The 26,037-nt window shown below is 72.5% G+C and carries 18 protein-coding genes and 1 pseudogene; 6 read left to right on the plus strand and 13 right to left on the minus strand.

From position 1 onward, the window contains the following. Positions 1-76 precede the first annotated feature (76 nt). The 3 genes from NV263_RS20050 to NV263_RS20060 are packed head-to-tail and all read right to left on the minus strand — an operon-like array spanning position 77 to position 3,581. Positions 77-1,141 carry a M29 family metallopeptidase gene (locus NV263_RS20050; RefSeq protein ID WP_263247985.1) on the minus strand — a complete coding sequence of 355 codons (1,065 nt, stop codon included), beginning with the start codon at positions 1,139-1,141 and terminating at the stop codon, positions 77-79. Positions 1,142-1,176: 35 nt separating this feature from the next. Continuing rightward, positions 1,177-2,793: an OPT/YSL family transporter gene (locus tag NV263_RS20055; RefSeq protein WP_263247986.1), complete on the minus strand. Its 1,617-nt coding sequence runs from the start codon at positions 2,791-2,793 to the stop codon at positions 1,177-1,179. Further along, a complete protein-coding gene (locus NV263_RS20060) occupies positions 2,790-3,581 on the minus strand; it encodes an IclR family transcriptional regulator (RefSeq protein WP_263247988.1) in 792 nt (263 codons plus the stop codon). The genes NV263_RS20055 and NV263_RS20060 overlap by 4 nt, the downstream gene beginning before the upstream one ends. A gap of 251 nt (positions 3,582-3,832) precedes the next feature. Between NV263_RS20060 and NV263_RS20065 the strand changes: the two genes are divergently transcribed. After that, positions 3,833-4,456 (plus strand): TetR/AcrR family transcriptional regulator, encoded by a 624-nt coding sequence (locus tag NV263_RS20065; RefSeq protein ID WP_263247989.1) that lies wholly within the window; start codon positions 3,833-3,835, stop codon positions 4,454-4,456. Here NV263_RS20065 and NV263_RS20070 read toward each other — a convergent pair. From NV263_RS20070 to NV263_RS20080, 3 genes are all read right to left on the minus strand, one after another. Continuing rightward, positions 4,446-6,188 (minus strand): acyclic terpene utilization AtuA family protein, encoded by a 1,743-nt coding sequence (locus tag NV263_RS20070; protein ID WP_263247990.1) that lies wholly within the window; start codon positions 6,186-6,188, stop codon positions 4,446-4,448. The two genes, NV263_RS20065 and NV263_RS20070, sit on opposite strands and share 11 nt — an antisense overlap. A gap of 168 nt (positions 6,189-6,356) precedes the next feature. Then, positions 6,357-8,012, minus strand: coding sequence for a class I adenylate-forming enzyme family protein (locus NV263_RS20075; RefSeq protein WP_263247992.1), 1,656 nt, complete (start codon positions 8,010-8,012; stop codon positions 6,357-6,359). Positions 8,013-8,022: 10 nt separating this feature from the next. Continuing rightward, a complete protein-coding gene (locus NV263_RS20080; RefSeq protein WP_263247994.1) occupies positions 8,023-8,943 on the minus strand; it encodes an SMP-30/gluconolactonase/LRE family protein in 921 nt (306 codons plus the stop codon). 153 nt (positions 8,944-9,096) lie between these two features. On the opposite strand from NV263_RS20080, the gene NV263_RS20085 reads away from it, so the two are divergent. Further along, positions 9,097-9,657, plus strand: a complete 561-nt coding sequence (locus NV263_RS20085) for an enoyl-CoA hydratase-related protein (RefSeq protein ID WP_263247996.1) — start codon at positions 9,097-9,099, stop codon at positions 9,655-9,657. Here NV263_RS20085 and NV263_RS20090 read toward each other — a convergent pair. The 3 genes from NV263_RS20090 to NV263_RS20100 all read right to left on the minus strand — a co-directional run bounded on the left by NV263_RS20090 (position 9,632) and on the right by NV263_RS20100 (position 12,991). Further along, positions 9,632-10,420: an enoyl-CoA hydratase/isomerase family protein gene (locus tag NV263_RS20090; protein ID WP_263247997.1), complete on the minus strand. Its 789-nt coding sequence runs from the start codon at positions 10,418-10,420 to the stop codon at positions 9,632-9,634. The two genes, NV263_RS20085 and NV263_RS20090, sit on opposite strands and share 26 nt — an antisense overlap. Positions 10,421-10,494: 74 nt before the next feature. Beyond that, complete coding sequence (locus tag NV263_RS20095; RefSeq protein ID WP_263247998.1) at positions 10,495-11,451, minus strand: LLM class F420-dependent oxidoreductase; 957 nt, start codon at positions 11,449-11,451, stop codon at positions 10,495-10,497. 13 nt (positions 11,452-11,464) lie between these two features. Then, the gene (locus NV263_RS20100) at positions 11,465-12,991 is read right to left on the minus strand and encodes an acyl-CoA synthetase (RefSeq protein WP_263247999.1); all 1,527 of its coding nucleotides are present in this window, start codon (positions 12,989-12,991) and stop codon (positions 11,465-11,467) included. Positions 12,992-13,360: 369 nt separating this feature from the next. On the opposite strand from NV263_RS20100, the gene NV263_RS20105 reads away from it, so the two are divergent. Further along, positions 13,361-14,920: a long-chain-fatty-acid--CoA ligase gene (locus NV263_RS20105; protein WP_263248000.1), complete on the plus strand. Its 1,560-nt coding sequence runs from the start codon at positions 13,361-13,363 to the stop codon at positions 14,918-14,920. Here NV263_RS20105 and NV263_RS20110 read toward each other — a convergent pair. Together NV263_RS20110 and NV263_RS20115 are read right to left on the minus strand one after the other, a co-directional pair. Next, a complete protein-coding gene (locus NV263_RS20110; RefSeq protein WP_263248002.1) occupies positions 14,886-15,551 on the minus strand; it encodes a PaaI family thioesterase in 666 nt (221 codons plus the stop codon). The two genes, NV263_RS20105 and NV263_RS20110, sit on opposite strands and share 35 nt — an antisense overlap. Before the next feature lie 15 nt (positions 15,552-15,566). Then, positions 15,567-16,331, minus strand: a complete 765-nt coding sequence (locus NV263_RS20115; RefSeq protein WP_263248004.1) for a crotonase/enoyl-CoA hydratase family protein — start codon at positions 16,329-16,331, stop codon at positions 15,567-15,569. Between the two features lie 101 nt (positions 16,332-16,432). On the opposite strand from NV263_RS20115, the pseudogene NV263_RS30730 reads away from it, so the two are divergent. The 3 genes and pseudogenes from NV263_RS30730 to NV263_RS20130 all read left to right on the plus strand — a co-directional run. Next, positions 16,433-17,080: pseudogene (locus NV263_RS30730) on the plus strand (enoyl-CoA hydratase/isomerase family protein); the annotation flags it as partial. 199 nt (positions 17,081-17,279) lie between these two features. Beyond that, positions 17,280-18,404 (plus strand): lytic transglycosylase domain-containing protein, encoded by a 1,125-nt coding sequence (locus tag NV263_RS20125; RefSeq protein WP_263248007.1) that lies wholly within the window; start codon positions 17,280-17,282, stop codon positions 18,402-18,404. A gap of 89 nt (positions 18,405-18,493) precedes the next feature. Then, the gene (locus NV263_RS20130) at positions 18,494-19,798 is read left to right on the plus strand and encodes a flavin monoamine oxidase family protein (RefSeq protein ID WP_263248008.1); all 1,305 of its coding nucleotides are present in this window, start codon (positions 18,494-18,496) and stop codon (positions 19,796-19,798) included. Positions 19,799-19,859: 61 nt separating this feature from the next. Here NV263_RS20130 and NV263_RS20135 read toward each other — a convergent pair whose 3' ends face one another. Beyond that, complete coding sequence (locus NV263_RS20135) at positions 19,860-21,311, minus strand: glutamate synthase subunit beta (protein WP_263248009.1); 1,452 nt, start codon at positions 21,309-21,311, stop codon at positions 19,860-19,862. Next, positions 21,304-25,869 (minus strand): glutamate synthase large subunit, encoded by a 4,566-nt coding sequence (gltB, locus tag NV263_RS20140; protein ID WP_263248010.1) that lies wholly within the window; start codon positions 25,867-25,869, stop codon positions 21,304-21,306. The genes NV263_RS20135 and gltB overlap by 8 nt, the downstream gene beginning before the upstream one ends. Between the last annotated feature and the right edge of the window lie 168 nt (positions 25,870-26,037).

Here is a 26,037-nt window from a genome sequence, read left to right on the forward strand (position 1 = left end):
CCTGACGTTGTCGTCGAACTCGTTCTGCGGGGCGGCCGGGCGGGGTTCGGCGCCGGAACCCCCGCCCGGCTCGCGGTCAGTAGCCCGGGGCGCCGATCTCGCGGCAGATCTCGACCAGCTCGGGGTGGACGTAGCGGCCGTGCTCCTCGATCGGTTCGCCGTCGAGGTGGATCGACGGGCCGAGCACGCTGCCGTCGGTGTGCGCCGCGGCGACCCACGGTTCGCCGCCGATCCAGGCGCCCTTGGTGCCGATGCCGATCTCCACGCAGCCGAAGACCCGCTCGTCCTCGACGATGCGACCGGTCGGCTGGAGCACGCCCGGGTTGAAGCCCAGCGACCAGTGCGCCAGCCGGAACATGTTCGGGTCGTCGAAGGACTCCATCCAGGCGCGGAAGACGTCGGCGTCGCGGTCCCCGCTGATCTCGGTGACCACGCCGTTGGCCACCGCGCAGCGCACCGGGGAGCGCAGCAGACCGATGTCGGCCGGCGGCCACAGGGCGCCGTCGAACACCAGCACGCCGTTCTGCGTCTCCTCGACCGGGTTCCACGAGATCTGCCCGGACAGCATGACCGTCTCGCCCGGTTTCTCGGCGGGCTTGCCGCGCAGGTTGATCGGGCGGCCCTGGTTCCGGCCGACCAGGTCGGTGCCGTTGGCCGCGGTGATGCGCACCTCGTCGGCGTTCTCCAGCAGCCGCACGAGGGCGCGGCCCAGCCGCATCACGCCCTCGAAGTCGGGACGGCCGATGGTGTCGACCAGCATCGGCACGTCCATGCCGGTGACGTTGGTGTAGCGCACGCCGTTGGCGATGGCGGCGCGGAACGCGTCGCTGTGCATGATGTAGGCGAGGCTGAACTCGATCCACACGTCCGCCGCGGCGACCGCCCCGGCCACCGGCGACGGCGGTTCCATCGCCGAGCTCGGCCGCGTCTCGTACCAGACCACGGTGGGCACCGCACCGGCCGCGGCGACCGCTTGGGCGGTCAACTCGACGACCCGGCGGTCGGTCGAGGTGTCCCCGGTGATGATCACCTGCTCCCCCGGCTTGACGAGCATGATCTGCTCGACCAGCTTGCGGGCCCCGACCGCGGCTTCCCAGGACAGGTACTCCGGCCGCGATTCGACTCGGCTGACGACCTCCACTGCTGTTCCTCCATCACTTCTCTCGAAAGGCGACGCTATTTCTTCGCGTCGAAGATGCGGCTGGTCGAGTACAGGGCGTCGCCGGCGATGAGGCCCGCTCCGACCAGGTTGAGGTCCTCGTCGGCGGAGCTGCCGCGCCACCGCCGGTAGAGCACCCGGACCAGCAGGGCGCCGAACACCAGCCAGCACGCCTGCGGGGTCACGATGAGCAGACCGGTCGCCAGCAGCACCCCCATCTGCCGGTTCGGTCCGCCCAGCAGCTGGATCAGCGCGCCGGGCACGGCCCACAGCAGCAGCGTGACCAGCACGTTCGGATCGTCGAGACCGGCGTGGATGGTCGCCGCGTACACCTTGGCCACCGGCGGCAGCAGCCCGTCGCCGAAGTACGCCCGCCAGGACACCGCGACGGCGACGGTGGCGACGGCGAAACCCACCAGCGTGGCCAGGTACTGCTGGAAGCGGCCGGAGCGCTCGAAGGCGTCGTAGGGGCGGTGGTCGCGGCGCAGCAGCCAACCGGCCTTGAGGTCGTACCCCATGTCGGCGAACGCGGGCCCGGTGGCCGAGGTGTAGCCGACGAACAGCGCCAGCGGCACCGCGGGCACGCCCAGCAGCAGCCCGAGCACCAGGAAGATCAGCGTCACCGCGAACGCGGGGAACCAGCCGGAGTGCATCGCGGCCAGCCCCACGATCAGCTCGTGGACCACCGCGGCGAGCGCGGCCACCAGGATCCAGCCGAGCAGACCGGGCAGCGACATGTCGGCGATGAGGCCGCCCGCCAGCGCCACCACGGCGGCGCCGACGACGAACAGCACGTAGCCCTCCAGCACGCCGCGGCGCAACTGCCGCTCGTCGACCTGCGGGACGGTGCTCGGGTCGACGTCCTCGGCCGGGGCGGAGGTGCCGCCGCGGCGGCGGAACATCAGGAACGCGGCCTGGCCGAGCGCCACCAGCCCGGCGCCGATCATCACGCCGTGCGGGATGTACAGGTCGTTGAGGTCGACGCCGAACCAGGTCGGGCTGTACTGGCTGAACAGCAGGCCTACGCCGAACATCGACAGCGCCCACACGTTGCCGATGAACGCCACGCCCGCCGCCGACACCGGCAGCTTGACCAGCGAACCGAGGAAGCCGACGACGGCGCCCCCGGCCAGGACCGCCGCGCGCCGGCCGCCCTTGTCGCCGGCGATGATGGTGTCGGCCGCGGCCACCCCGGGCGGCCAGGCGGCCTGCGCGGGCAGCAGCCGGGAGTGGAACAGCCGGTACAGCACGAAGGAGTCGGCCAGCAGGCCGACGACGACGCCGCCGAACACCGGCCACACCAGGTCCGCGCGGCCGAAGGCGAACGGCACCGCGATCGGTGCCAGCAGCGAGTTGGCGGCGGCGAAGGTCGCGCCGGACACCGCGCTCTGCACGAGGTTCTGCCGGTGCACCGACCGCATCCGGCGCAGCCCGGCGAGGTTGATCCGGCCGATGATCATCGCGATGAGCGCGCCGATCACCGAGGTGTTCGCCGAGATCCCGAGGGTGGTGATCAGGTGCATTCCGATGATGGCGCCGACCACCGACAGCACGGCGGTGATGACCAGCACCGTCGGCTCGAACGCCCGGGGGTGGGCGCGCTCGGTTCCGGCCAGGGGGTCGCGGAGGGTCATGGACAGCCTTTCGCGGACGTGGGGTCGCGGTGCTCAAGGCCCAATCGGCGGGACAGGTCCTCGGCCGCCGCGCGCAGCGGGGCGACCAGCTCGTCGATCCGGTCGGAGACGCGTTCGGCCGGTCCGATCAACGTCATCGACGCCACGGTGGCACCGGACAGGGGCAGCGGCACCGCGACGGCGCCGACGTTGGCGTCGAACTCGCCGCGGGAGACCGACAGCCCGGCCTCGCGGACCTGCTGCCAGCGCTGTTCCAGTTCGGCGTAGCTGGTCGGGGTGTTCGGGGTGTAGCGGGTCAGGGGTTCGGGGCCGAACAGTTCGCGGACCTCCTCGGCGGGTTGTCCGGCGAACAGCGCGTGCCCGGAACACCCGGCGTGCCCGGGCATCACGTGCCCGACGACCGCCGTGTAGCTCAGCGGTCCGCGGGCGTCGACCGCGGCCACCGTGCGGTAGGAGCCGCCGTGCGCGACGTTGAGCACGGCGCTCTCCCCGGTCTCGCGGGCGAGTCCGGCCAGCACGGGCCTGGCCAGCAGGCTCATCGCGCCGCCGCGTTCGGCGACGCGGGCCAGCTGCGCGACCGCGGGACCCAGCCGGTAGCGGCGGGTTTCCGGATCGGCCAGGACGAAGCCGCGGGCCGCCAGGGTCGCCAGCAGCCGTTGCGCGACCGACTTGTCCAGGCCGAGCTCGCGGGCGAGTTCGCTGACGCCCCACTCGGGGCGGGCGTCGCTGAAGGAGAGCAGCACCTGCAGCGCGCGATCCGCGGTCTGCAGCACTCCCGAGCTCGCCACCGGATCCTCCGTTGCTATATTCACAACGGTGTCGCTATTTGCGCACCGATGCGGGATACAGTGCGACTCGTCACGCGGTTTGTCAATACCGCGATTTCCGCGAAAGACCGCGCACTCCGCGTGACCGTCCACTGTGGTCGAACCGGGGAACATGAAAGTCCATTGTGGATCGCCACATCCGGTGGGCCGCGCTGCGCCCGGATGGACGTCAACCGTTCTGCTGCCGCGCCGCACCCCGTACTCTGGGACCCGTGACGACGGCATCCGACTCCCCGTCCCACACCCCGGGCGCCATTCCGCGCGGCCAGGGCGGTGACGCGCTCACCGTCGCCGCGCGGGAGATGTTCGCCGAGCGCGGCTACCACGGCACGTCCATCCGCGACATCGCCAAGCGGGCCGGGTTGAGCCTGTCCGCGCTGTACTACTGGCATTCCAGCAAGCAGGAGCTGTTCGCCGGGCTCATCGAGGACAGCGTCAACGACTACTTCCGGACCTGCGACGCGGCGCTGCGCGACTGCGGCGACGACCCGCGGGAACGGCTGGCCGCGATCGTGCGCGCCACCGTCGACTACCGGGTGCGGCGGCGGGTGGAGAGCACCATCGCCGCGCGCGAGGTCCGCAACCTCGAACCCGAGCACGCGCAGCGGCTCGCGGAACTGCGCGACGCCGCGGCCCGGCTGTTCCAGGACACCATCGACGAGGGCGTGGCGCGCGGGGTGTTCCGCTGCGAGCACCCGGTGGAGGCGCGGCGGGCGATCCAGGCCGCGTGCAACGCGATCTCCCAGTGGTACGACCCGGAGGGCGACGTGGCACCGGCCGACCTGGCCGACCGGTACGTCACCATCGCCCTGCGCATCGTCGGCGTCAGCGGGTGAGTTCCACCGGCACGTCCACGTGGCGGGCGCGCAGGAACTCGCCGACCGCCTTGCCGATCGGGTCCACCCGCAGGTTGCTGGACCCGCCGGTGCCCAGCAGTCCACGCAGGACGAAGTGCACCGCCCGCAGGTGCGGGAACTCGTGGCGCACCACGTCCAGGTGCTTGGCCTCGGGCATCAGGCGGCGCAGCTCGTCGGTGCTGAGCAGTCGCCGCAGCCACGGCCAGGCATCCGGATCGGCGACCCAGATGCCGACGTTGCTGTTGCCGCCCTTGTCCCCGCTGCGCGCGTGCGCGACGCGGCCCAGCGGCATCCGCCGGGTCCGCGCGGACGGCAGCGGTTCCGGCTCCGGGTGCACCGGCTGGACGGGTTCGGCGGTCTCCACCGGCGGCGCCACCGGGATCCGCACGCCGTCGTCGAGCACCACCTCGTGCGGCACCGCCTCGGCCGACAGCAGGGCCGGCCAGTAGGCGATGCGCCGCCCCGGCGTGGCGGCCTGCCGGGCCGCCGAGTCGGCGTAGAAACCGGGAAAGCTGGACAGGTACAGCCCGCCGAGGCCCGCCACCAGGCGGCGCAGCGGTTCCGGCTCCGGCGCGGTGGCCATCACGCGGATCTGCACCGTGGCCTCCCACTGCGTCTCCGGGTCCTCGGCGGCGGTGCCCAGCGCGGTGACGTCGAACTCCACGCCCTGCCCGGCGACCAGCTCGGCCACCTGGGCGCGGATCAGCTCGGTCTTGTCCGCGACGTCCAGGCCGGTGGCGTGCAGCGTGTGCACGATCTGGTGGCCGATCGGGGCGAACACCGCCACCTTGGTGGTCGGCGGGGGCGGCGAACCCTCCGCCCCGGACACCTCCACCCGGTTCGGGCCGACCTCGCGCAGCCGCACGGTGTCCAGGTGCGCGGTCACGTCCGGGTTGAGGTAGCGCGGTCCCTGGATCTCGTAGAGCAGCTGGGCGGTGACGGTGTCCACCGTGACCGCGCCGCCGTCGCGGGCGTGCTTGGTGATGACCGCCGAACCGTCGGCGGCCACCTCGGCGACCGGGAACCCCGGGTGCACCACACCGGGGATCCCGGTGAACCCGGAGAAGTTGCCGCCGACCGCGTGCGGTCCGCATTCGATGACGTGCCCGGCCACCACCGCACCGGCCAGCCGGTCCCAGTCGGTGCTGCGCCAGCCGTGCCACCACGCCGCGGCGCCCGCGGTCAGCGACGCGTCGGTGACCCGACCGCACACCACCACGTCGGCGCCTTCCCCCAGTGCGGCGGCGATGCCCCAGCCGCCCAGGTAGGCGTGGGCGGCGACCGGTTCGGCGCCCCACTCCGACAGCGGCGCTGCGGTGTCGGCGTTGCGCAGCTCGTGCCCAGCGGCCCGCAGTTCGTCCACAGCGGACAGCACGTCGTCGCCCTCGACGTGCGCCACCCGCAGCCGCACGCCCGCTTCGGCGGCGAGCGCGCGCACCGCGGCGGCCAGTCCCGCCGGGTCGGACCCGCCCGCGTTGACCACCACGCGGCAGCCGCGTTCGGCCAGTTCCGCCAGGTGCGGGCGCAGCTGGTCGAGGAAGTAGGTGACGTACCCGGGCGAGGAACGCGCCGCCAGCATCGCCATGGTGAACTCGGCGAGGTAGTCGCCGATGAGCACGTCGACGGGGTCGCCGGCCATCGCCTCGTCCAGCGCACCGCGCCGGTCGCCGAGGTAGCCGGAGAACCCGGCCACCCGAACCGCTCGTGCCATTGCCTGCCTCCCGTGTCAGTGCCTGTCTTCGAACCGGGCCGGTAAGAGCGACGGCTGGGGAGCTGGCCGTCTTTCTCTCTCCTGGTGAGCCGTCTCGCCACTTGCACCGCCGCGGGTGCGGTTCCGCCACCGGACCCACTGCGCAAAACGAGTCCGAGGACGAGGCTCTCAGCCGATCCTGGCGGTGACCTCCTGGCGCAACCGCCGCTTGACGACCTTGCCCGTGGGGGTGCGCGGCAACGGCCCGTCCCAGAACACCACGTGCGCCGGGACCTTGAACGCCGCCAGCCGCTCGGCCACGTGCCCGCGCAGCTGCTCGGCGTCGGCCTCCCCCGCCAGGCGGACCACCGCCGCGACCTCCTCTCCCAACGTCGGGTGCGGCACGCCGACCACGGCGGCGTCGGCGACCGCCGGGTGCTCGAACAGCGCGGCCTCCACCTCGGCGCAGTAGACGTTCTCGCCGCCGCGGATCACCACGTCCTTCATCCGGTCCACCACCGACACCCAGCCGTCGCGGACGTGGCCGAGGTCGCCGGTGCGGAACCAGCCGTCCACGAACGCCTCCGCGGTGGCCGCCGGGTCGTTCCAGTAGCCGCGCACCACGTTCGGGCCGCGGAACCACAGTTCGCCGACCTCGCCGTCGGGCAGGTCGCGACCGGTTTCCGGGTCGACGACGCGCAACTCGGCGCCCGGCACGCAGCGGCCCGCGCTGTCCGCGCGGGCCAGGTAGTCCGCACCCGAGTTGCCGACCACCGCCGAGGTGGTCTCGGTGAGCCCGTAGCCGCTCGCCGGTCCGGTGCCCAGCGACCCGATGCGGTGCACGAGGTCCGGCGGGATCGGCGCGCCGCCCATGTTGACGCCCTCCAGGCGCGCCGCGGCCTGCGGTGCGCGCTCGACGAGGTCGCGCATCACCGTGGGCACCCCGCCAGCGCTGGTGAGCCCTTCCGCGGTGATCAGCCGGGCGGCGACGTCGGGGTCCCAGCGGTGCAACGTGGCCAGCTTGACGCCGCTGAGCGCGGACAGGTAGAGCCCGGTCAGCCCGGCGATGTGGAACAGCGGGAACGTCAGCAGCACGCCCGGCTGCGGGTCCTGCGGACCGGGCGGGTCGGGCAGCACCCCGCCGTTGGCCAGCCCGGCCGCGATGCGGCGGTTCAGCGCGCTGTTGAGCAGGTTCGTGCAGTGGTTGCGGTGACTGGCGACCGCGCCCTTGGGGCGCCCGGTGGTGCCCGAGGTGTACATGATCGTGGCGTCGTCGTCCGGTCCGATCGGCACGTCCGGCAGGTCGGCCTCGGTGGGCAGCGCCGCCAGCAGTTCCTCCCAGCGACGGCCCCCGGAACCGTCGCCGCGGACCTCGACGACCGGTGTCCCCTCGATCAGCCGGGCCCGTTCGGCGTCGGCGAACACCAGTCGCGCGCCGCTGTCGGCGAGGCCGAAGGCCAGTTCCGGGCCGGTCCACCAGGCGTTCAGCGGCACCGCGATGAGCCCGGCCGCCAGGACCGCCCAGAACACCGGCGACCACTCGGGGTAGTTGCGCATCGCGATCGCCACCCGGTCGCCGGGTCGCAGGCCGTACTCCTCGCGCAGGCACCGCGCGAGGCCCGCCACGATCCGGAGGTGCTCGGCGAAGTCGCAGCGGTAGCCCTCGTGGACCAGGAAGTCGCGCCGCCCGTGGACCGCGGTGAACGCCACGACGTCGCGCAGCGTCGCCGGACCGGTGGCGTAGACGCGCATCGGGATGCCGCCGACGTCGCGTTCGACGATCTCGAACTCCCCACCGGGGCCGGTGAGTTCGGCCAGCAGCCGTCGCCGTTGCTCCTCGGACACCGAGCCTCCCTCAGGCGTTGTGGTTCAGCTCCAGTCCCGGGCAGTGCCACTCGGTGGCGTACAGCAGGCCCCACCCCGAGGACGTGATGTAGGCGGTGCGCAGGTCCGGCCCGCCGAAGCAGATGTTGGTGACGTGCGGGTCGTGCCGGGGTGGGCGGACGGTGTGCCGCAGGGAGCCTTCCGGGGACAGCACGCTGATCTCACCGGTCACCAGGGTCGCCACGCACACGTTCCCCTCGGAGTCCACGGCCAGCGAGTCCAGCGGGCGGTACCCGGAGAAGCCGTGCAGCAGCCGGGCACCGGCCGGTCCGTCGCCGTCGCGGCGCAACCGGCCCGGTCCTTCGACGTCCCAGCACCAGACGCGGCCGGTCACGGTCTCGGCGACGTACACCCGCGAGCCGTCCGGAGACAGCCCGACACCGTTGGCCTCGGTGAGCGGGTAGGCGATCTCGGCGATGTGCCGCCCGTCCGGCGTGGCGTAGTACAGCCCGCCGCGGTCGGTGTCGCGCGGCCGGCGCTTGCCCAGGTCGGTGAAGTAGAAACCGCCGTCGGCGTCGAAGACGAGGTCGTTGGGGCCGCGCAGCGGGTGCCCGTCGACCTCGGTGTAGAGGTCGGTGACCTCGCCGTCGAGGGTGACCCGCTGGATGCGGCCGCCGAGGTAGTCGGCGGGCTGGTGGCCCGGGACCAACCGGCCGCCGCGCTCCAGCCAGGCGAAACCGCCGTTGTTGCACACGTACACCGCACCGTCCGGCCCGATCGCGGCGCCGTTGGGCCCACCGCCGCAGTCGGCGACCACGGACACCGCGCCGTCCGGGGCCACCCGGGACAGCGCGCCGCGCGCGATCTCCACGACGAGCACGGAGCCGTCGGACAGCGCGACCGGCCCTTCCGGGAACCGCAGTCCCGAGGTGATTTCGCGAAACCCGGCCATCCTTCCCTCCACAGTGGACGATGAGGCGCGAGCCGCTTAACGCTCGTTCAGTGACTTTAGGCACGCTCCGGCGCGCAGCACAAGGGTCGATCTTGACGCCCTCGGCCAGGCGTCCATAGCGTCCGGATCCCGGTCAACGGCAAGGAGGACGACGTGACGACCGACCAGCGGGTGAGTTGTGCGGTTCGCGACGGCGTGGCGGACGTCCGCCTGGACCGCGCCGACAAGCACAACGCCCTGGACCAGGCCATGTTCGACGCGCTGGTCGCCACCGGCCTGGGGCTGCGCGAGCGGCGCGACGTGCGCGCGGTGGTGCTGTCCGGCAACGGGCCGTCCTTCTGCGCCGGACTCGACTTCGGCAACTTCCAGGCCATTTCCGAAGGATCCGCCCTCGACCGCAGGCCCGCGACCGCGGAGCCGGTCGGGCCGGCGCGGGCCCGCGGCCAGCAGGCCGCGCACGTGTGGGCGACGCTGCCGGTGCCAGTGGTCGCCGCCGTGCACGGCGTCGGACGGCGTCCGGGCTCTTGCCCGCGATCTCCGCGGCCAGCTCCCGCGCCGCGGCGAGCGGGTCGGTGGCCGTCCGGGTGGCCAGCCCGACTGTCCTTGGACTCGTTTTGCGTGGCGGTGCCGGTGGCGGAACCTCAGCGGCCGTCTCGACTGCGGAAGCCCCTCCTGATGTATGCCCAGTTCAGCGCACTCCCCACCTCCCGGTGAACGTCGGTTCGGTCTTGCGCACGAACGCCTCGCGCGCCGCCGGGGCGTCCTCGGTGGCGAAGTTGACCGCCTGGGCGCGCGCCTCGTTCTCCAACGCCTCGCGGAAGCTCTGCTGCGCCCCGGCGTGCAGCAGCGCCTTGGTCTGCGCCAACGCCACCGGCGGGCCGGACGCCAGCCGCGCGGCCAGGTCCGCGACGAACACGTCGAGCTCGTCGTCCGGCCTGACCCAGGCGACCAGGCCGAGGTCGAGCGCCTCCCGGGCGTCGACGAACTCGCCGAGCAGCGCCAGCCGCTTGGCTCGCTGCATGCCCACGGCGCGGGGCAGCAGCCAGGAACCGCCGAAGTCCGGCGACAACCCGCGCCGCGCGAAGATCTGGGAGAACCGGGCGTCCGGCGCGGCCACGACGAGGTCGCAGCCCAGCGCGAGGTTCCAGCCCGCGCCCACGGCCACCCCGCGCACCTTGGCCACGACCGGTTCGGACATCTCGTGCAGGGTCGCGGCGATGTCGTTGATCCGGTGCATCCGGTGCAGCGGGTGCACGTCACCGACGTCGCTGCCGAGATCGGCGCCGGCGCAGAAATCACCGCCCGCGCCGGTGATCACCACCGCGCGCACCGACTCCTCGGACGCGGCGGTGCGCAACGCCTCGTGCAGCCCGTCCCAGGCCGCCAGGTCCAGCGCGTTCTTGCGGTGCGGGCGGTTGAGGGTGATCGTCAGCACCGGGTCGTCCCGGGACACCAGCACCGCATCGGATGCGTCCACTGTGGCCACTCCCGTTCTCGCTCACCGGCCGCCGGTGGGCGGCACCGGGCCGCCCACCGTCCACACCGGACTCCTCACCGCAGTCCCATCGCCCGCACCGCCGAAACCGGATCCCCCGGACCGGGCAGCGCGATGATCGGCGTGGTGACGCCGTTGTCGACGTAGCGCTGCACCTGTTCCCGGCAGTGCTGCGCCGGGCCGTGCACGACCAGTTCGTCCACCACGGCGTCGGGGATCGCCGCGAGCGCGCCCTTGCGGTCGCCGGACTCCCACGCCCGCCACATCGGCGTCAGCTCGTCGCGGCCCAGCCACTCGTGGAAGGCGCGGTACACCGGCACGTTCAGATAAGCGGCGATCTGGCGGCGGGCCAGGCCGCGCGCGGTGTCCGGGTCGACGTCGGGCAGCACGAAGATCCGCGCCGCGACCTCCTTGTCCGGCCCGCCCCGGTGCACGTGCGGCACCACGGTGCGCACGTCGTCTGCCGACAGCCAGTTGATGATCGCACCGTCGCCCTCGCGCCCGGCCAGCCGCAGCATGCCCGGCCGCAGCGCGGCGACCAGCAGCGGCGGCGGCTCGTCGGGGACGAGTCCGGCGGTGAAACCGCGCACGGCGAACGTCTCGTACTCCTCGGTCACCTTCTCGCCGGACAGCGCCCGGCGCAGGAACCGCACGGTGTCGCGCACCCGCTTGAACGGCTCGGTGAACGGGATCCCGTTCCAGGACTCGACGATCACGTTCGACGAGGTGCCCACGCCGAGCGCGAACCGCCCCGGCGCCGCCGCGGCCAGCGTCGCCGCGCTCATCGCCAGGGTCGCCGGACCCCGGGTGTACACCGGCGCGATGGCGGTACCCAGCCGCAGCCGCGGCGCCCACGCCGCGGCCAGCGCCAGCGGGGTGAACGCATCGGCGGCGTTCGACTCCGACGACCACACGTCGGTGTAGCCGAGATCGGGCAGCTCGGCTACCAGCTCGCGCTGCTCGGCCAGCGGGATGCCCTGGAACGGGACGGTGATGCCCCAGCGTGGTGGCACGTGATCCTCCGACTCAAGACGTCTGTTCCTCCAACTTCCCCTTGACCAGCTTCCCGGTCGGGGTCCGCGGCAGCGCGTCGACGAACTCGACGCTGCGCGGGGCCTTGTAGTGCGCCAGCCGGGCGCGCACGTGCTCGATCAGTTCGCGTTCCAGCTCCGGGCCCGGCGCGGCACCGGGAGCCGGTTGCACCACGGCCTTGACCGATTCGCCCATCTCCTCGTCGGGCACGCCGATGACCGCGACGTCCAGCACGGCCGGGTGCGGGGCGAGGACGTTCTCGACCTCCTGCGGGTAAATGTTCACCCCACCGGAGATGATCAGGAACGCCTTCCGGTCGGTGAGGTACAGGAAGCCGTCCTCGTCGAGGTACCCCAGGTCGCCCACGGTGGCCCACCCGGAGTGCGCGGGATGGCGGGCCGCGCGGGTCTTCTCGGGATCCCCGAGGTACTCGAACGCCTGCTCCTCGCGTTCGAAGTAGACGGTGCCGACCTCGCCCGGCGGCAGCTCGCGGCCGTCGTCGTCGCAGATGTGCACGACGCCGAGCACCGCACGCCCCACCGACCCGGGTTTCTCCGACCACTGCCGGGAATCGATCAGCGTCATGCCGATGCCCTCGGTGGCCGAGTAGTACTCGTGCAGGATCAGCCCCCACCAGTCGATCATCGCGCGCTTGACCTCCACCGGGCACGGCGCGGCGGCGTGCACGGCGACCCGGTGCGTCGACAGGTCGTACCGCGCGCGGACCTCGTCCGGGAGCCGGAGCATCCGCACGAACATCGTCGGCACCCACTGGCTGTGCGTGACGCCGTGGCGTTCGATCGCCCGCAACGCCTCCTCGGCGTCGAACCGCTCCATCAGCACCACGGTCCCGCCCAGCGCGTGCACGGACGCGCAGAAGCGCAGCGGTGCCGCGTGGTACACCGGCGCCGGGGACAGGTACACCGAATCGGACCCGAAGCCGTAGGCGGCGCGCAGCAGATCCACGAGCCGATCGCCGGGTTCGTCCACCTGCCGATCCGGCAGCGCGGGCTTGATCCCCTTGGGGCGCCCCGTGGTCCCCGACGAGTACAGCAGATCGGCGCCCCGCGGCTGGCGGTCCGGGCGGCGGGTGGACGCCGCGGCCAGGACGCGTTCGTAGTCGTCGAACCCGGCCACCGGACCACCGAAGGCGAGCCGCGTGCCCACCGCCACCTCGTCGGCCACGCCGCGCGCCAGGTCGGCCAGCGCCGCCGACACCACCAGCGCACCCGCGCCGGAATCCTCGACGATGTAGGAGATCTCCGACGCCTGGAGGTGGTTGTTCACCGCGCAGACGTACATCCCGGAACGCGCCGCGGCCCAGTACACCTCGAAGGCGCGGGGGTCGTTGTCGGTCAGCAGGGCGACGACGTCGCCCTCGCCCAGCCCCGCGGCCCGCAGCGCGTTGGCCAGCCGCAGCGAACGGTCGTCGAGTCCGCGGTAGGTCAACCGGGTTCCGGATCCCGCCACGATCACGGCCGGGTGGTCGGGCCGTTCGGCGGCGTGCACACCTGGGTACATGCGGTTCCTCCTCGAACCGGGACGGAGGTCCGATGTGGACGTTCCGTTGGTGGTGCCTTTGGGGATTCTCGCCCTCCCGTCACCCGACCACCACCCCCCACGGAGGCGCACCGCGCCACAGCACCAACCCGTCACCCGACCACCACCCCCCACGGAGGCGCACCGCGCCACAGCACCAACCCGTCACCCGACCACCACCCCCCACGGAGGCGCACCGCGCCACAGCACCAAACCGTCGCCCAGCCACCACCGAGGAGGCGCGCCTGCGAGCCGCGAGCACCGGGCGGGGGTGGGAGTCGACCTTGACTGCGCACCCCCGCTCCGCTTCAGTATGAGGTGCGCCACATCCCCTTCCTGGCGAGGACGCCGATGCCTGATCCGCTGCTGACCGGTCGCGGGATGACGATGAGCGACCAGCTCGCCCGGCACGCCCGCACCGCCCCCGACGACGTCGCGCTCCGCTTCGGAGCCGCCCGCCGCACCTACCGCGAACTCGACGATCGCGCCACCCGGCTCGCGAACGCCCTGCGACTGCGCGGGATCGGCCCCGGCGACCGCATCGCCGTGCTGGGGCACAACGGGATCGAGGTGATCGAGTGCTACTACGCCGCGGCGCGGCTCGGCGCGATCTGCGTCCCGGTCAACTTCCGACTCGTCGCCGACGAGATCGCCTACGTGCTCGCCGACAGCGGCGCGGCGGCGGTGCTGGTCGACGAGACCTTCGCCGACGTCGTCGCCGCGGCCCGGGCGAAGGCGCGGTGCACCGAGGTGTGCCTGGTGATCGGCGACGCGCGCAGCGACGGCGCCGAGCGCTACGAGGACGCGCTGCGCGAGGCGAGCACCGAGCCCGTCGACGTCGCCGTCGACGAGCACTCCCCCGCGTTCGTGATGTACACCTCCGGCACCACCGGGCATCCGAAGGGCGCGGTGCTCACCCACCGCAACCTGCTGATGCACACCTTCAGCATGCTGGTGCAGAACGGGGTCTGCGACAACGACCGCATCGGGTTGTCCGGCGGTCCGCTGTTCCACATCGCCGGACTGGCCGCGATGCTGCCGACGCTGCTGATCGGCGGGACGTGGGTGGTGGCCCGCACCGGGGGTTTCGACCCCGCCGAGGCGGTGGCCGTGCTGGAACGCGAACGCGTGACGTCGTGCTTCTTCGTCCCCGCGCAGTGGCAGGCGATCTGCGCGGTGCCGGACATCGCCGAACGCGACCTGTCCGCGCTGCGGCGCGTCACCTGGGGCGCGGCCCCGGCGTCCACCGACCTGCTGCGCAGGATGATCGAGACGTTCCCGGACGCCGAGGTGACGTCGGTGTTCGGCCAGACCGAGTGCAGTCCGGTGACGACGATGCTGCGCGGCGCGGACGCGCTGCGCAAGATCGGGTCGGTCGGCAAACCGATCCTCAACGTCGAGGCCCGGATCGTCGACGACGACATGAACGACGTACCGCCCGGCGAGGTCGGCGAGATCGTCTACCGCGGCCCGATGGTCATGCAGGGCTACTGGGGCAGGCCGGAGGAGACCGCGGAAGCCTTCCGCGGCGGCTGGTTCCACTCCGGCGACCTGGTCCGCCAGGACGAGGACGGCTACCTCTTCGTGGTGGACCGCAAGAAGGACATGATCATCTCCGGTGGGGAGAACATCTACTGCGCCGAGGTGGAGAACACCCTGCACGGTCACCCCAAGATCGCCGAGGTCTCGCTGATCGGCGTGCCCGACCCGAAGTGGGGCGAGACGCCACTGGCCGTGCTCGTCCCGCGCGAGGCGGCCGACCCGCCGACGGCGGAGGAACTGCTGGCCTGGTCGCGGGAACGGATGGCCGCCTACAAGTGCCCCCGCCGCATCCAGGTCGTCGGGGAACTGCCGCGCAACCCGAGCGGCAAGGTGCTCAAGAACCGGCTTCGCGAGCAGTACTCGAAATGAACCGGCCGCCGAACAAGCGCTTGGCCTGCTCCGCGCTGGGCGCCACGAACGACCCCTCGGCCTCCACGAGCACGGTGTCCGGATCGGCCTCGGTGGCGATGGTGGCGACCGAATTCGTCCAGCGCCCGTCGGGGGCGTCCAGCACGCGCCCGACCAGGCGCAGCGGCGTCTTCAGCGGCACCGGGCGCCGGTAGCGCAACGACAGCTTCACCGTCATGCCCGGCTTGCCGTGCGCGGCGTGGGCGTGCCCGAGGATCTGGTCCAGCAGCATCGCGCTGACCCCGCCGTGCACGTAGCTCGGCGGCCCCTCGTGCATCAGACCCAGCGTGCACGTCCCGACGGCGGCGCCGTCGACGATCTCGACGCGCAACGGCGGGGCGAACGGGTTCCCCGACCCCACGGCAGGGTTGTACATCCGCCGGGGCCGCTGATCGTCGTCCACAGTGGCCGGTTCACCGCGCCCGCGGGTCGCGGCCTCCAACGGCGGCACCAGCTCGCGGATCCGCGCGGTCACCTCGCGCAGCGTCCCGGTGTCGACCTCCGTCGACACCGCCGCCTCGGTCAACTCCCGCAGGGACGCGCCCAATTCGCGCACCGCGCGCCTGCGGTCCCGCAGTTCCTCGTCGCTCAACCGTTCCCCCACTGCTCACTCACCCCGCCACACCGGCTTGCGCTTCTCGGCGAACGCCCGCGCGCCCTCCTGGGCGTCGGCCGAGCGCATCACCGGCATGGCGATCTCCGCCTGCTTCGCGAACGCCTCGGCGTCGGTCCAGGACACCGCGCCGGAGACGATCCGCTTGGTGGCGCGCACCGCCAGCGGCCCGTTCTCCGCGATGCGGGCGGCCAGCTCCCGCGCGCCGTCCAGGGCGCCGCCGGGCTCGGTGAGCACGTTGACCAGACCGTGCCGGTGGGCGATCTCGGCGGTCAGCGGATCGCCGGTCAGCGCCACCTGCATGGCCAGCTGGTAGGGCAGGGCCTTGGGCAGCCGCAGCAGGCCGCCCGCCGAGGCGACCAGGCCGCGCTTGACCTCCGGCAGCCCGAACTTCGCCTCCCGCGAGGCCACCACCAGGTCGCAGCTGAGCGCCAGCTCGCACCCGCCGGCCAGCGCCCACCCCTCCACGGCGGCGATCAGCGGCTTCGACGGCGGGCTCTCGGTCAGACCGCCGAACCCGCGCCCCGCCAGGTGGGGCCGCTCGCCGCGGGTGAACGCCTTGAGGTCCATGCCCGCGCTGAACACGCCGCCCGCGCCGGTGAGGATGCCGAGCACGACGTCGGACCGCGCCTCCAGCTCGTCGATCGCGGCGGCCAGACCCTCGGCCACGGCACGGTCCACGGCGTTGCGCGCTTCGGGCCGGTTGATGGTGATCACGGCGGTGCCGCCGGAGATCTCGGTCAGGACACTGTCACCCACGCTGTCTCCTCGGTCTGCTCGCGGGCAAGCGGGTCCCAGTGTTACCCGCGGGTTCCTCCCGCGTCCAGACCGACCGTCCGGTCTGTGGCACACTGCGGGTCGTGGCCGCGATCACCACGTGGCGGGAGTCGGGTGTCCGCTGGATCCGGTTCGAACGGCCGGACAAGCTCAACGCCCTCACCGTCGACGAACTGCGCGAGGTCGCCGACCTGCTGTCCGGGCCGGCGCCGGAGGCCGTCGTGTTCACCGGCAGCGGCCGGGCGTTCTCCGCCGGGATGCACGTCGACTCGTTCCGCGACCTGGACCGCGACGGCGCGCGGGAGCTCATCGGTGCGGTGCGCGACTTCGTCGGCGCCGCGCGGCTCGCGCCGTGCCCGACGGTGGCGGCGGTCAACGGCCACTGCCTCGGCGCGGCCTTCGAACTCGCGCTGGCCTGCGACGTGCGCATCGTCGCCCAACACGCCGATTTCGGGCTGCCGGAGATCCGGGTCGGCATCCCGTCCGTGGTCGACGCGGCGCTGCTGCAACAGCACGTCGGGCTCGGCAAGGCCAAGGAGATGATCCTGACCGGCGACCGCTACCCGGTCTCGACGCTTCCCGCGCTGGCCAACGACATCGTGCCCGCCGAGGACCTCGACACCGCCACCCGGCGGATGCTCGACCGGCTCACCGGGCACAGCAGAGCGGCCGTGGCCGCGCAGAAACGGCTGTTCGAGATCTGGCAGAACGCACCGCTGGCCGAGAGCATCGCCGCCAGCGTCGACGAGTTCGCCGAGGTCTTCACCGACCCGGACACCGCACGCGCGGTCCGCGCGCGGCGGGCCGCGGTCGGCCGCGGGGAGCAACCCGCGTTCCTCCGGAGCGCACCGGCTCCCCTCGTTCAGGGGTTTGCGAAGATCGCGGGCGTCCGGCAGCCTCGAACGCCGAGCCGCGGGAGGTGGTCGGTCGGTGCGAGCGGAACGCGTCACGGCCGTGGCGACCGGACTGCTGGTGGCCCTGGTCCCGCCCCTCGCACTGCGCAGCGACTCCCCCGCCACCGCACCGGGCGCCTCCGCCCCGGCGCACCGGGCCGCCCCGACACCGCCCGAGGTGTCCGCGGACGGGCGGTTGCCCTCGGACACCCGGCTCAGCCCGGGATTCCTCGCCCAGTTGGCGGACGAACCGCCGCCTCCCGTCGACGCGCCGCCACCGAATCCGGGACGGCTCGGCATCCCCGGCGTCGTGCTGGCCGCCTACGAACGCGCCTCGGGCACCCTCGCGCGCACCAGGCCGCGCTGCGGCGTGCACTGGTCCGCGCTGGCGGGCATCGGCAAGGTCGAGTCCGATCACGCGCGGTCCGGCCGCGTCGACCGGGCCGGCCGCACCACGACACCGATCCTCGGGCCCCGGCTGACCGGCTCGCCCGGGGTGGCCGCGATCCCCGACACCGACGGCGGATCGCTCGACGGCGACCCGGTGTGGGACCGGGCCGCGGGCCCGATGCAGTTCATCCCGGCGACGTGGCGGCGCTACGGCACCGACGGCAACGGCGACCGGACGGCCGACCCGCACAACGTGTTCGACGCGGCCGGCGCCGCCGGCCGACTGCTCTGCGCGGGAGGCGACGACCTCCGCGACCGCGCGCAGCTGGCCGGGGCGGTGTTCCGCTACAACCACTCGGAGGCGTACGTGCGCGCCGTGCTGGCCTGGGCCGACGCCTACGCGCGCGGAGCCGTCCCGACGCCCGGGGACGTCGCGGTCGCGCCGGACCGCCCGGCCGTGCTCGCGCTGCCCGCCGCCGCTGCGCCCCCACCGCCCGCGGCACCCCCGGCTCCGGCTCCGACCGCGCCGCCGCCCGGTCCCGCCCCGGCGCCACAACGGTCCGCCCCGGCACCACAACGGCCCGCTCCCGCCCCGGCGCCCGCGCCCCGACCTCCCGGGCCGACCTCGCAGCCCCCGCCTCCGCAACCGCCGCCTCCCCCACCGCCCACGTCCACGGCCCCACCGCCCACGTCGTCCACTCCGCCGCCGAGTTCGTCACCACCCCCGACGTCCGAGCCGACACCGACGAGCAACCCCGAACCCGCGCCGTAGCAGGTGAATCCGGAAACCCTTGCGGGCGGCCGACAACGCCGTAAGATCATCAACGCCGCGCGGCCAGGCCACGGAAACGAGGGACGAACATGGATTTCTCGCACGACGTCGTCGTGGTCGGCGCCGGGTTCGCCGGTCTCACCGCGGCGCGCGAACTGTCGCTGCGCGGCCGATCGGTGGCCGTGCTGGAGGCCCGCGACCGCATCGGCGGACGGACCTGGACCGACGAGCGGCTGGGCCGACGCCTGGAGATGGGCGGCACGTGGGTGCACTGGCTGCAACCGCACACCTGGAGCGAAATCACCCGGTACGGCCTGGACGTCGAACCCAGCCCGTCCGCGCGGACGGTCCACTGGATCGCGGACGGCACCGTGCACAAGAGCGATGCCGCCGCCTTCGACGAGCTGATCGCGGCGGGCATGGACCGGCTCGCGGCCGACAGCCGCACCTGGTTCCCGTTGCCCTACCGGCCTTTCCACCGCGCGGGACTGGACGAAGTGGACGGACGGTCGGTCGCCGACTACTTCGCCGCGCTGGACCTGCCGCCCGTGGAACGCGAGGTGACCACCGGCGTGTGGGCGGAGCACTTCAACGGTCCGGCGGCCGAGTCCGGGCTGACGCAGGCGATGCGGTGGTGCGCGGCCGCGTCCGGCGACTGGCGGCTGCTGCACGAGGCGACGTCCGGGTACCGGCTCACCGCCGGAACCGCGGCCCTGGCGCGCGCCATCGCGCACGACGGCAATGCCGAGATCCACCTCGGCACCCCGGTGACCGCCATCCGCCAGGCGGGCAGCGGCGCGGTCGTCACGACCGCCGACGGCCAGCGCTTCACCGCGCGGCGCGTGGTGTGCACGCTGCCGCTGAACGTGCTGGACACCATCGAGTTCCTACCGGACCTGCCGGAACCGAAGCTGGCGGCGAACGCCGAGCGCACCGCCTCGCAGGGGCTGAAGACGTGGATCCGGGTGCGCGGCGAGGTCGAACCGTTCACCGCCTACGCGCCGGACGACCACCCCCTCACTTTCGCGCGCCCGGAGTACACAGTGGACGGTGACACGATCCTGGTCGCCTTCGGCACCCGCGCGGACCGGCTCTCCCCCAACGACCACGAGGGAGTGGTCCGCGCGCTGCGCGCCTGGCGGGACGACCTGGACGTCGTCGAGGTCGCCGGGCACGACTGGATGCGCGACGAGTTCTCCCGGGAGACCTGGCCGATGCAGCGACCCGGTCAGCTCACCGGCTCGCTGCGCGCGCTGCGCGAACCGCACGGACCGGTGCACTTCGCCGGTTCCGACGTCGCCGACGGGTGGGCCGGATTCATCGACGGCGCCATCGAGAGCGGGCTGACCACGGCGCGCGCGATCACCGCCGAACTCCGGCACGCCCTCGCCTGAGTCCACTGCGGACGGAGTGCGGCGGTGTCCCGGTCGGGACACCGCCGCACTCGGAGCGGAATCAGGCGATCGGCCGGTCCGTGGGGGCGATCGGTGCGGGCAGCACGTCGCGACCGGTCAGGTACCGGTCCACGCCGGCCGCCGCGGAACGGCCCTCGCTGATCGCCCACACGATCAGCGACTGGCCACGTCCCATGTCCCCGGCGGTGAACACACCGTCCACACTGGTCATGAAGTCGGCGTCGCGGGCGACGTTGCCGCGCTCGTCGAGCTCCACGCCCAGTTCGTCCAGCAGTCCCTCGCGCTCCGGGCCCACGAAGCCCATGGCCAGCAGCACCAGCTGCGCCGGGATTTCCCGCTCGGTGCCCGCCACGGGCACGAAGCGGCCGTCCTCGCGACGCACCTCGACCAGCCGCAGGGCACGCAGCCGACCGTTCTCGTCGCCCAGGAACTCCTCGGTGTTGACCGAGAACAGCCGCTCGCCGCCCTCCTCGTGCGCCGAGGACACCCGGTAGACCATCGGGTACGTCGGCCACGGGTGCTGCTCGGAGCGCGATGCCGGCGGCATCGGCATGATCTCCAGCTGCGTCACCGACTTCGCACCCTGCCGGTGGGCGGTGCCCAGGCAGTCCGCGCCGGTGTCGCCGCCGCCGATGATCACCACGTCCTTGCCGCCCGCGTGGATCGGCGGGTCGGCCAGGTCGCCCTCCTGCACCTTGTTCGCCAGCGGCAGGTACTCCATGGCCTGGTGCACACCGTCCAGCTCGCGGCCCGGGATCGGCAGGTCGCGCGCCTTGGTCGAACCGCCGGCGAGCACCACCGCGTCGTACTCGGCGCGCAGCTGCTCCACCGTGACGTCCACGCCGACGTTCACGCCGGTGCGGAACTCGGTGCCCTCGGCGCGCATCTGGCCGAGCCGGCGTTCCAACCGCCGCTTCTCCATCTTGAACTCGGGAATGCCGTAGCGCAGCAGGCCGCCGATCCGGTCCGCCCGCTCGTAGACCACCACGGCGTGCCCGACGCGGGTCAGCTGCTGGGCGGCGGCCAGCCCGGCCGGACCGGAGCCGATCACCGCGACCTTCTTGCCGGTGCGGGCGCGCGGCAACTCCGGTCCGACCCAGCCCTCGTCCCAGGCGCGGTCGACGATCTCGATCTCGACCTGCTTGATGGTGACCGGGTCGGCGTTGATGCCGACGACGCACGCCGCCTCGCACGGGGCGGGGCACAACGTCCCGGTGAACTCCGGGAAGTTGTTGGTGGCGTGCAGCCGTTCCGCGGCCTCCCGCCAGTCCTGCCGCCACACCAGGTCGTTCCACTCCGGGATCAGGTTGCCCAGCGGACACCCCTGGTGGCAGAACGGGATCCCGCAGTCCATGCAGCGACCGGCCTGCTCGGTCAGCTTGCGCTGCTCGAACTCCTGGTAGACCTCGCGCCAGTCCTTGATGCGCACGTCCACCGGTCGACGCTGCGGCGTCTCGCGCGGCGTGGTCAGGAACCCCTTGGGATCAGCCATGAGCGGCCTCCATGATCGCCTCGTTGACGTCGCGGCCGTCGCGTTCGGCAGCGCTGCGCGCCGCGAGCACCCGCTTGAAGTCCTTCGGCATGACCTTGCCGAAGCGCTCGACCGAAACCTCCCAGTCGGCCAGCAGGTTCCGCGCCACCTGGGACTCGGTCTGCTCGTAGTGCCGCCGGATCCGGTCGTGCAGGAACTCCCGGTCGGCCTCGTCGAGCGGGTCCAGGTCCACCATCTCGGTGTTGACCCGCCGGGCGTCCAGGTCGAGCACGTAGGCGACGCCGCCGGACATGCCCGCGGCGAAGTTGCGCCCGGTGGTGCCCAGCACGACCGCACGACCCCCGGTCATGTACTCGCAGCCGTGGTCACCGATGCCCTCCACGACCGCGACCGCACCGGAGTTGCGCACGCAGAACCGCTCGCCGACGACACCGCGCACGAACAGCTCGCCGCCGGTCGCGCCGTAGAGGAGCACGTTGCCCGCGATCACGTTCTGCTCGGCCGCGAACGGGGCCGCGGAATCCGGGCGGACCACGATGCGCCCACCGGACAGGCCCTTGCCCACGTAGTCGTTGGCGTCACCCAGCAGCCGCAACGTGATGCCGCGCGGCAGGAACGCGCCGAACGACTGGCCCGCCGAGCCGGTGAACGTCACGTCGATGGTGTCGTCCGGCAAGCCCTCGCCGCCCCAACGCCGGGTCAGCTCGGACCCGAGCATGGTGCCGACGGTCCGGTTCACGTTGCGCACCGGCATGTCCAGCCGCACCGGTGTGCCGTCCTTGAGCGCGCCCTCGCACAGCTGGATCAGCGTGTTGTCCAACGCCTTGTCCAGGCCGTGGTCCTGCTCGGTGGTCCGGTGCCGGGGCGCACCCGCGGGCAGTTCCGGAACGTGGGTGATCGGCGTCAGGTCCAGGCCCGCGGTCTTCCAGTGCCGCACCGCCTCGGAGGTGTCGAGCAGCTCGGCGTGCCCGACGGCCTCGTCCAACGACCGGAAACCCAGCTGCGCCAGGTATTCCCGGACCTCCTGCGCGATGAACTCGAAGAAGTTCACCACGTACTCGGCCTTGCCGCTGAACTTCTCGCGCAGCTTGGGGTTCTGGGTGGCGACCCCGACCGGGCAGGTGTCCAGGTGGCAGACCCGCATCATGATGCAGCCGGACACCACCAGCGGCGCGGTCGCGAAGCCGTACTCCTCGGCACCCAGCAGCGCCGCGACCACCACGTCGCGACCGGTCTTGAGCTGCCCGTCGGTCTGCACCACGATCCGGTCGCGCAGCTCGTTGGCCAGCAGCGTCTGCTGCGTCTCGGCCAGCCCCAGCTCCCAGGGGCCACCGGCGTGCTTGATCGACGACAGCGGCGAGGCGCCGGTGCCACCGTCGTGGCCGGAGATGAGCACCACGTCGGCGTGCGCCTTCGACACGCCGGCCGCGACCGTGCCGACGCCGACCTCGGACACCAGCTTGACGTGGATCCGCGCCCGGGGGTTGGCGTTCTTGAGGTCGTGGATCAGCTGCGCCAGGTCCTCGATCGAGTAGATGTCGTGGTGCGGCGGCGGCGAGATCAACCCGACGCCGGGCGTGGAGTGCCGGGTCTTGGCGATCCACGGGTACACCTTGTGACCGGGCAGCTGACCGCCCTCACCGGGCTTGGCGCCCTGCGCCATCTTGATCTGGATGTCGTCGGCGTTGACCAGGTACTCGCTGGTCACCCCGAACCGGCCGGAGGCGACCTGCTTGATCGCCGAACGCCGCGAGTCACCGGTGCCGTCCGGGGTGAACCGCTCGGCGTCCTCACCGCCCTCGCCGGTGTTCGACTTGCCGCCGAGGCGGTTCATCGCGATGGCCAGCACCTCGTGCATCTCCTGCGAGATCGACCCGTAGGAGATGGCGCCGGTGGCGAACCGCTTGACGATCTCCGAAACCGGCTCGACCTCCTCGATCGGCACCGGCTTGCGCACGCCCTCGCGGAACTTGAACAGCCCGCGCAGCGTCATCAGGTCCTTCGACTGGTCGTCGACGGCCCGCGTGTACTCCTTGAAGACGTCGTAGCGCCCGCTGCGGGTGGAGTGCTGGAGCTTGAACACCGTCTTGGGGTTGAACAGGTGCGGCTCGCCCTCGCGCCGCCACTGGTACTCCCCGCCGACCTGCAACGTCCGGTGCGGCGCGCGCACCCCGTCGGCCGGGTAGGCGCGGCGGTGCCGGGACGCGACCTCGTCGGCCAGCACGTCGAACCCGACGCCGCCGAGCCGCGAGGTGGTGCCGGTGAAGCACCGCTGCACGACCTCCTCGCCGAGCCCGATGGCCTCGAAGATCTGCGCGCCGGTGTAGGAGGCCACAGTGGACACCCCCATCTTGGACATGGTCTTGCGCACGCCCTTGCCCAGCGCCTTGATCAGGTTGGCGGTCGCGGTCGGGGCGTCCACGTCCCGGATCACGCCGCCGCGCACCATGTCCTCGACGGTGGCCATCGCCACGTAGGGGTTAACGGCGGCGGCCCCGTAACCGATGAGCAGGGCGACATGGTGGACTTCCCGGACGTCGCCGGCCTCGACGACCAGCCCCACGTGGGTGCGCTTCTTCTCGCGCACCAGGTGGTGGTGCACCGCGCCCGTCGCCAGCAGCGACGGGATCGGCGCGTGCTCGGCGTCCGCGGTGCGGTCGGAGAGCACCAGCACGTGCGCACCGTCGTCGACCGCGGCCGAGACCTCCTCGCAGATCTCGTCGAGCCGGTTGCGCAGCGCGTCACCGCCCCCGGACACCGGGTACGTCATGCGCACCACGGCGGGCTTGAGCCCCTCCCGGTCGCCGTCGTCGTTGATGTGCACGATCTTGGCGAGCTGGTCGTTGTCCAACACCGGGAACGGCAGCACGAGCTGGCGGCAGGCGTCCGGGTCGTGCGCGAGCAGGTTGTGCTCGGGACCGACGTGGGTGGCCAGCGAGGTGACCAGTTCCTCCCGGATCGCGTCCAGCGGCGGGTTCGTGACCTGCGCGAACAACTGGGTGAAGTAGTCGAACAGCTGGCGCGGGCGGTCGCTGAACGCGGCGAACGGCACGTCGTTGCCCATCGACCCGACGGGTTCGGCACCGCTGGCCGCCATCGGCTTGAGCAGGACGCCCAGCTCCTCCTGCGTGTAGCCGAAGACCTGCTGCCGGTGCACCAGCGAGTCGTGCGAGGGCAGTTCGCGCTCGCGGTCGGGCAGGTCGGCCAGGTGGACGACGCCGTCCCGCAGCCACTCCTGGTAGGGGTGTTCGGCGGCGAGCTCGCCCTTGATCTCGTCGTCGTCGACGATGCGGCCCTTCTCGGTGTCGACGAGGAACATCCGGCCGGGCTGCAAGCGGCCCTTGCGCACCACCCTGTCCGGTTCGACGTCCAGCACGCCGACCTCGCTGGCCAGCACCACCAGGCCGTCCTCGGTGACCCAGTAGCGGCCGGGGCGCAGCCCGTTGCGGTCGAGCACCGCGCCGATCTGGGTGCCGTCGGTGAACGCGACCAGCGCGGGACCGTCCCACGGTTCCATCAGGTAGTTGTGGAACTCGTAGAAAGCGCGCCGGTCCGGGTCCATCTCGGCGTGGTTCTCCCACGCCTCCGGGATCATCATCAGCACCGCGTGGGGCAGCGACCGACCGCCCAGGTGGAGCAGTTCCAGCACCTCGTCGAAGGTCGCCGAGTCGCTGGCGTCGGGCGTCGCGATCGGGTAGAGCCGTCGCAGGTCACCGGGGATGAGGTCGGTGTCGAGCATGCTCTCCCGGGTCCGCATCCAGTTGCGGTTGCCCTTGAGCGTGTTGATCTCGCCGTTGTGCGCGATGAACCGGTACGGGTGCGCCAGCGGCCACGAGGGGAACGTGTTCGTGGAGAACCGCGAGTGCACCAACCCGATCGCGCTGGCGAACCGCTCGTCGCGCAGGTCGGCGTAGAAGGCGGGCAGCTGCTCCTCGGTGAGCATGCCCTTGTACACGATGGTGCGCGCCGACAGGCTGGGGAAGTACACCTCCGCTTCGTGCTCGGCGCGCTTGCGGACGCAGAACGCCCGCCGCTCGAACTGCAACGCCGTCTCGTCGTGCGCGCCGTCGGCGCCGTGCCCGAGGAACAGCTGCCGGAACCGGGGCATGGTCTCGCGCGCGGAGCGTCCGGCGGCGTCGGCGTCGACCGGGACGTCGCGCCAGCCGAGCAGCCGCAGCCCCTCCTCGGCGACGATCCGCTCGACGACCGCGACGGCGTCGGCGGCGGCCCGCTCGTCGGCGGGCAGGAACGCCGTGCCGACCGCGTAGGCGCCCGCTTCGGGCAGCTCGAACGGCACGACGGCGCGGAAGAACGCATCCGGGATCTGGGTCAGCAGACCGACACCGTCGCCGGTCTCCGGGTCGGCGCCCTTGGCACCGCGGTGTTCCAGGTTGCGCAGTGCGGCCAACGCCTTCTCGACGAGGTCGCGACTGCGGCGTCCGCGCAGGTCGGCGACGAACGCGACGCCGCACGCGTCGTGTTCGAAGGCCGGGTCGTGCAGACCCTGGGAAGTGGCGCCACGCTGCGCCGGAGTTCTCACGTGGTGGGAATGGAGCATCGGACCTCCCGTCGTCAGGCCGCGACCCGCAGCAGGGCATGACTCACCCGCGGCGGACCGCAAGAACCTTTGGGGGCACTGACAAAAGGATGCGCCGTTGCACTCTTGGTCAGTTTGGGGCACTCTACATACCGAGAGCCCAAAAGGCTACCATTCAGTAACGTGGAT

This window comes from Saccharopolyspora rosea (assembly GCF_025643595.1).
In the GTDB taxonomy this organism is placed as follows: domain Bacteria; phylum Actinomycetota; class Actinomycetes; order Mycobacteriales; family Pseudonocardiaceae; genus Saccharopolyspora; species Saccharopolyspora rosea.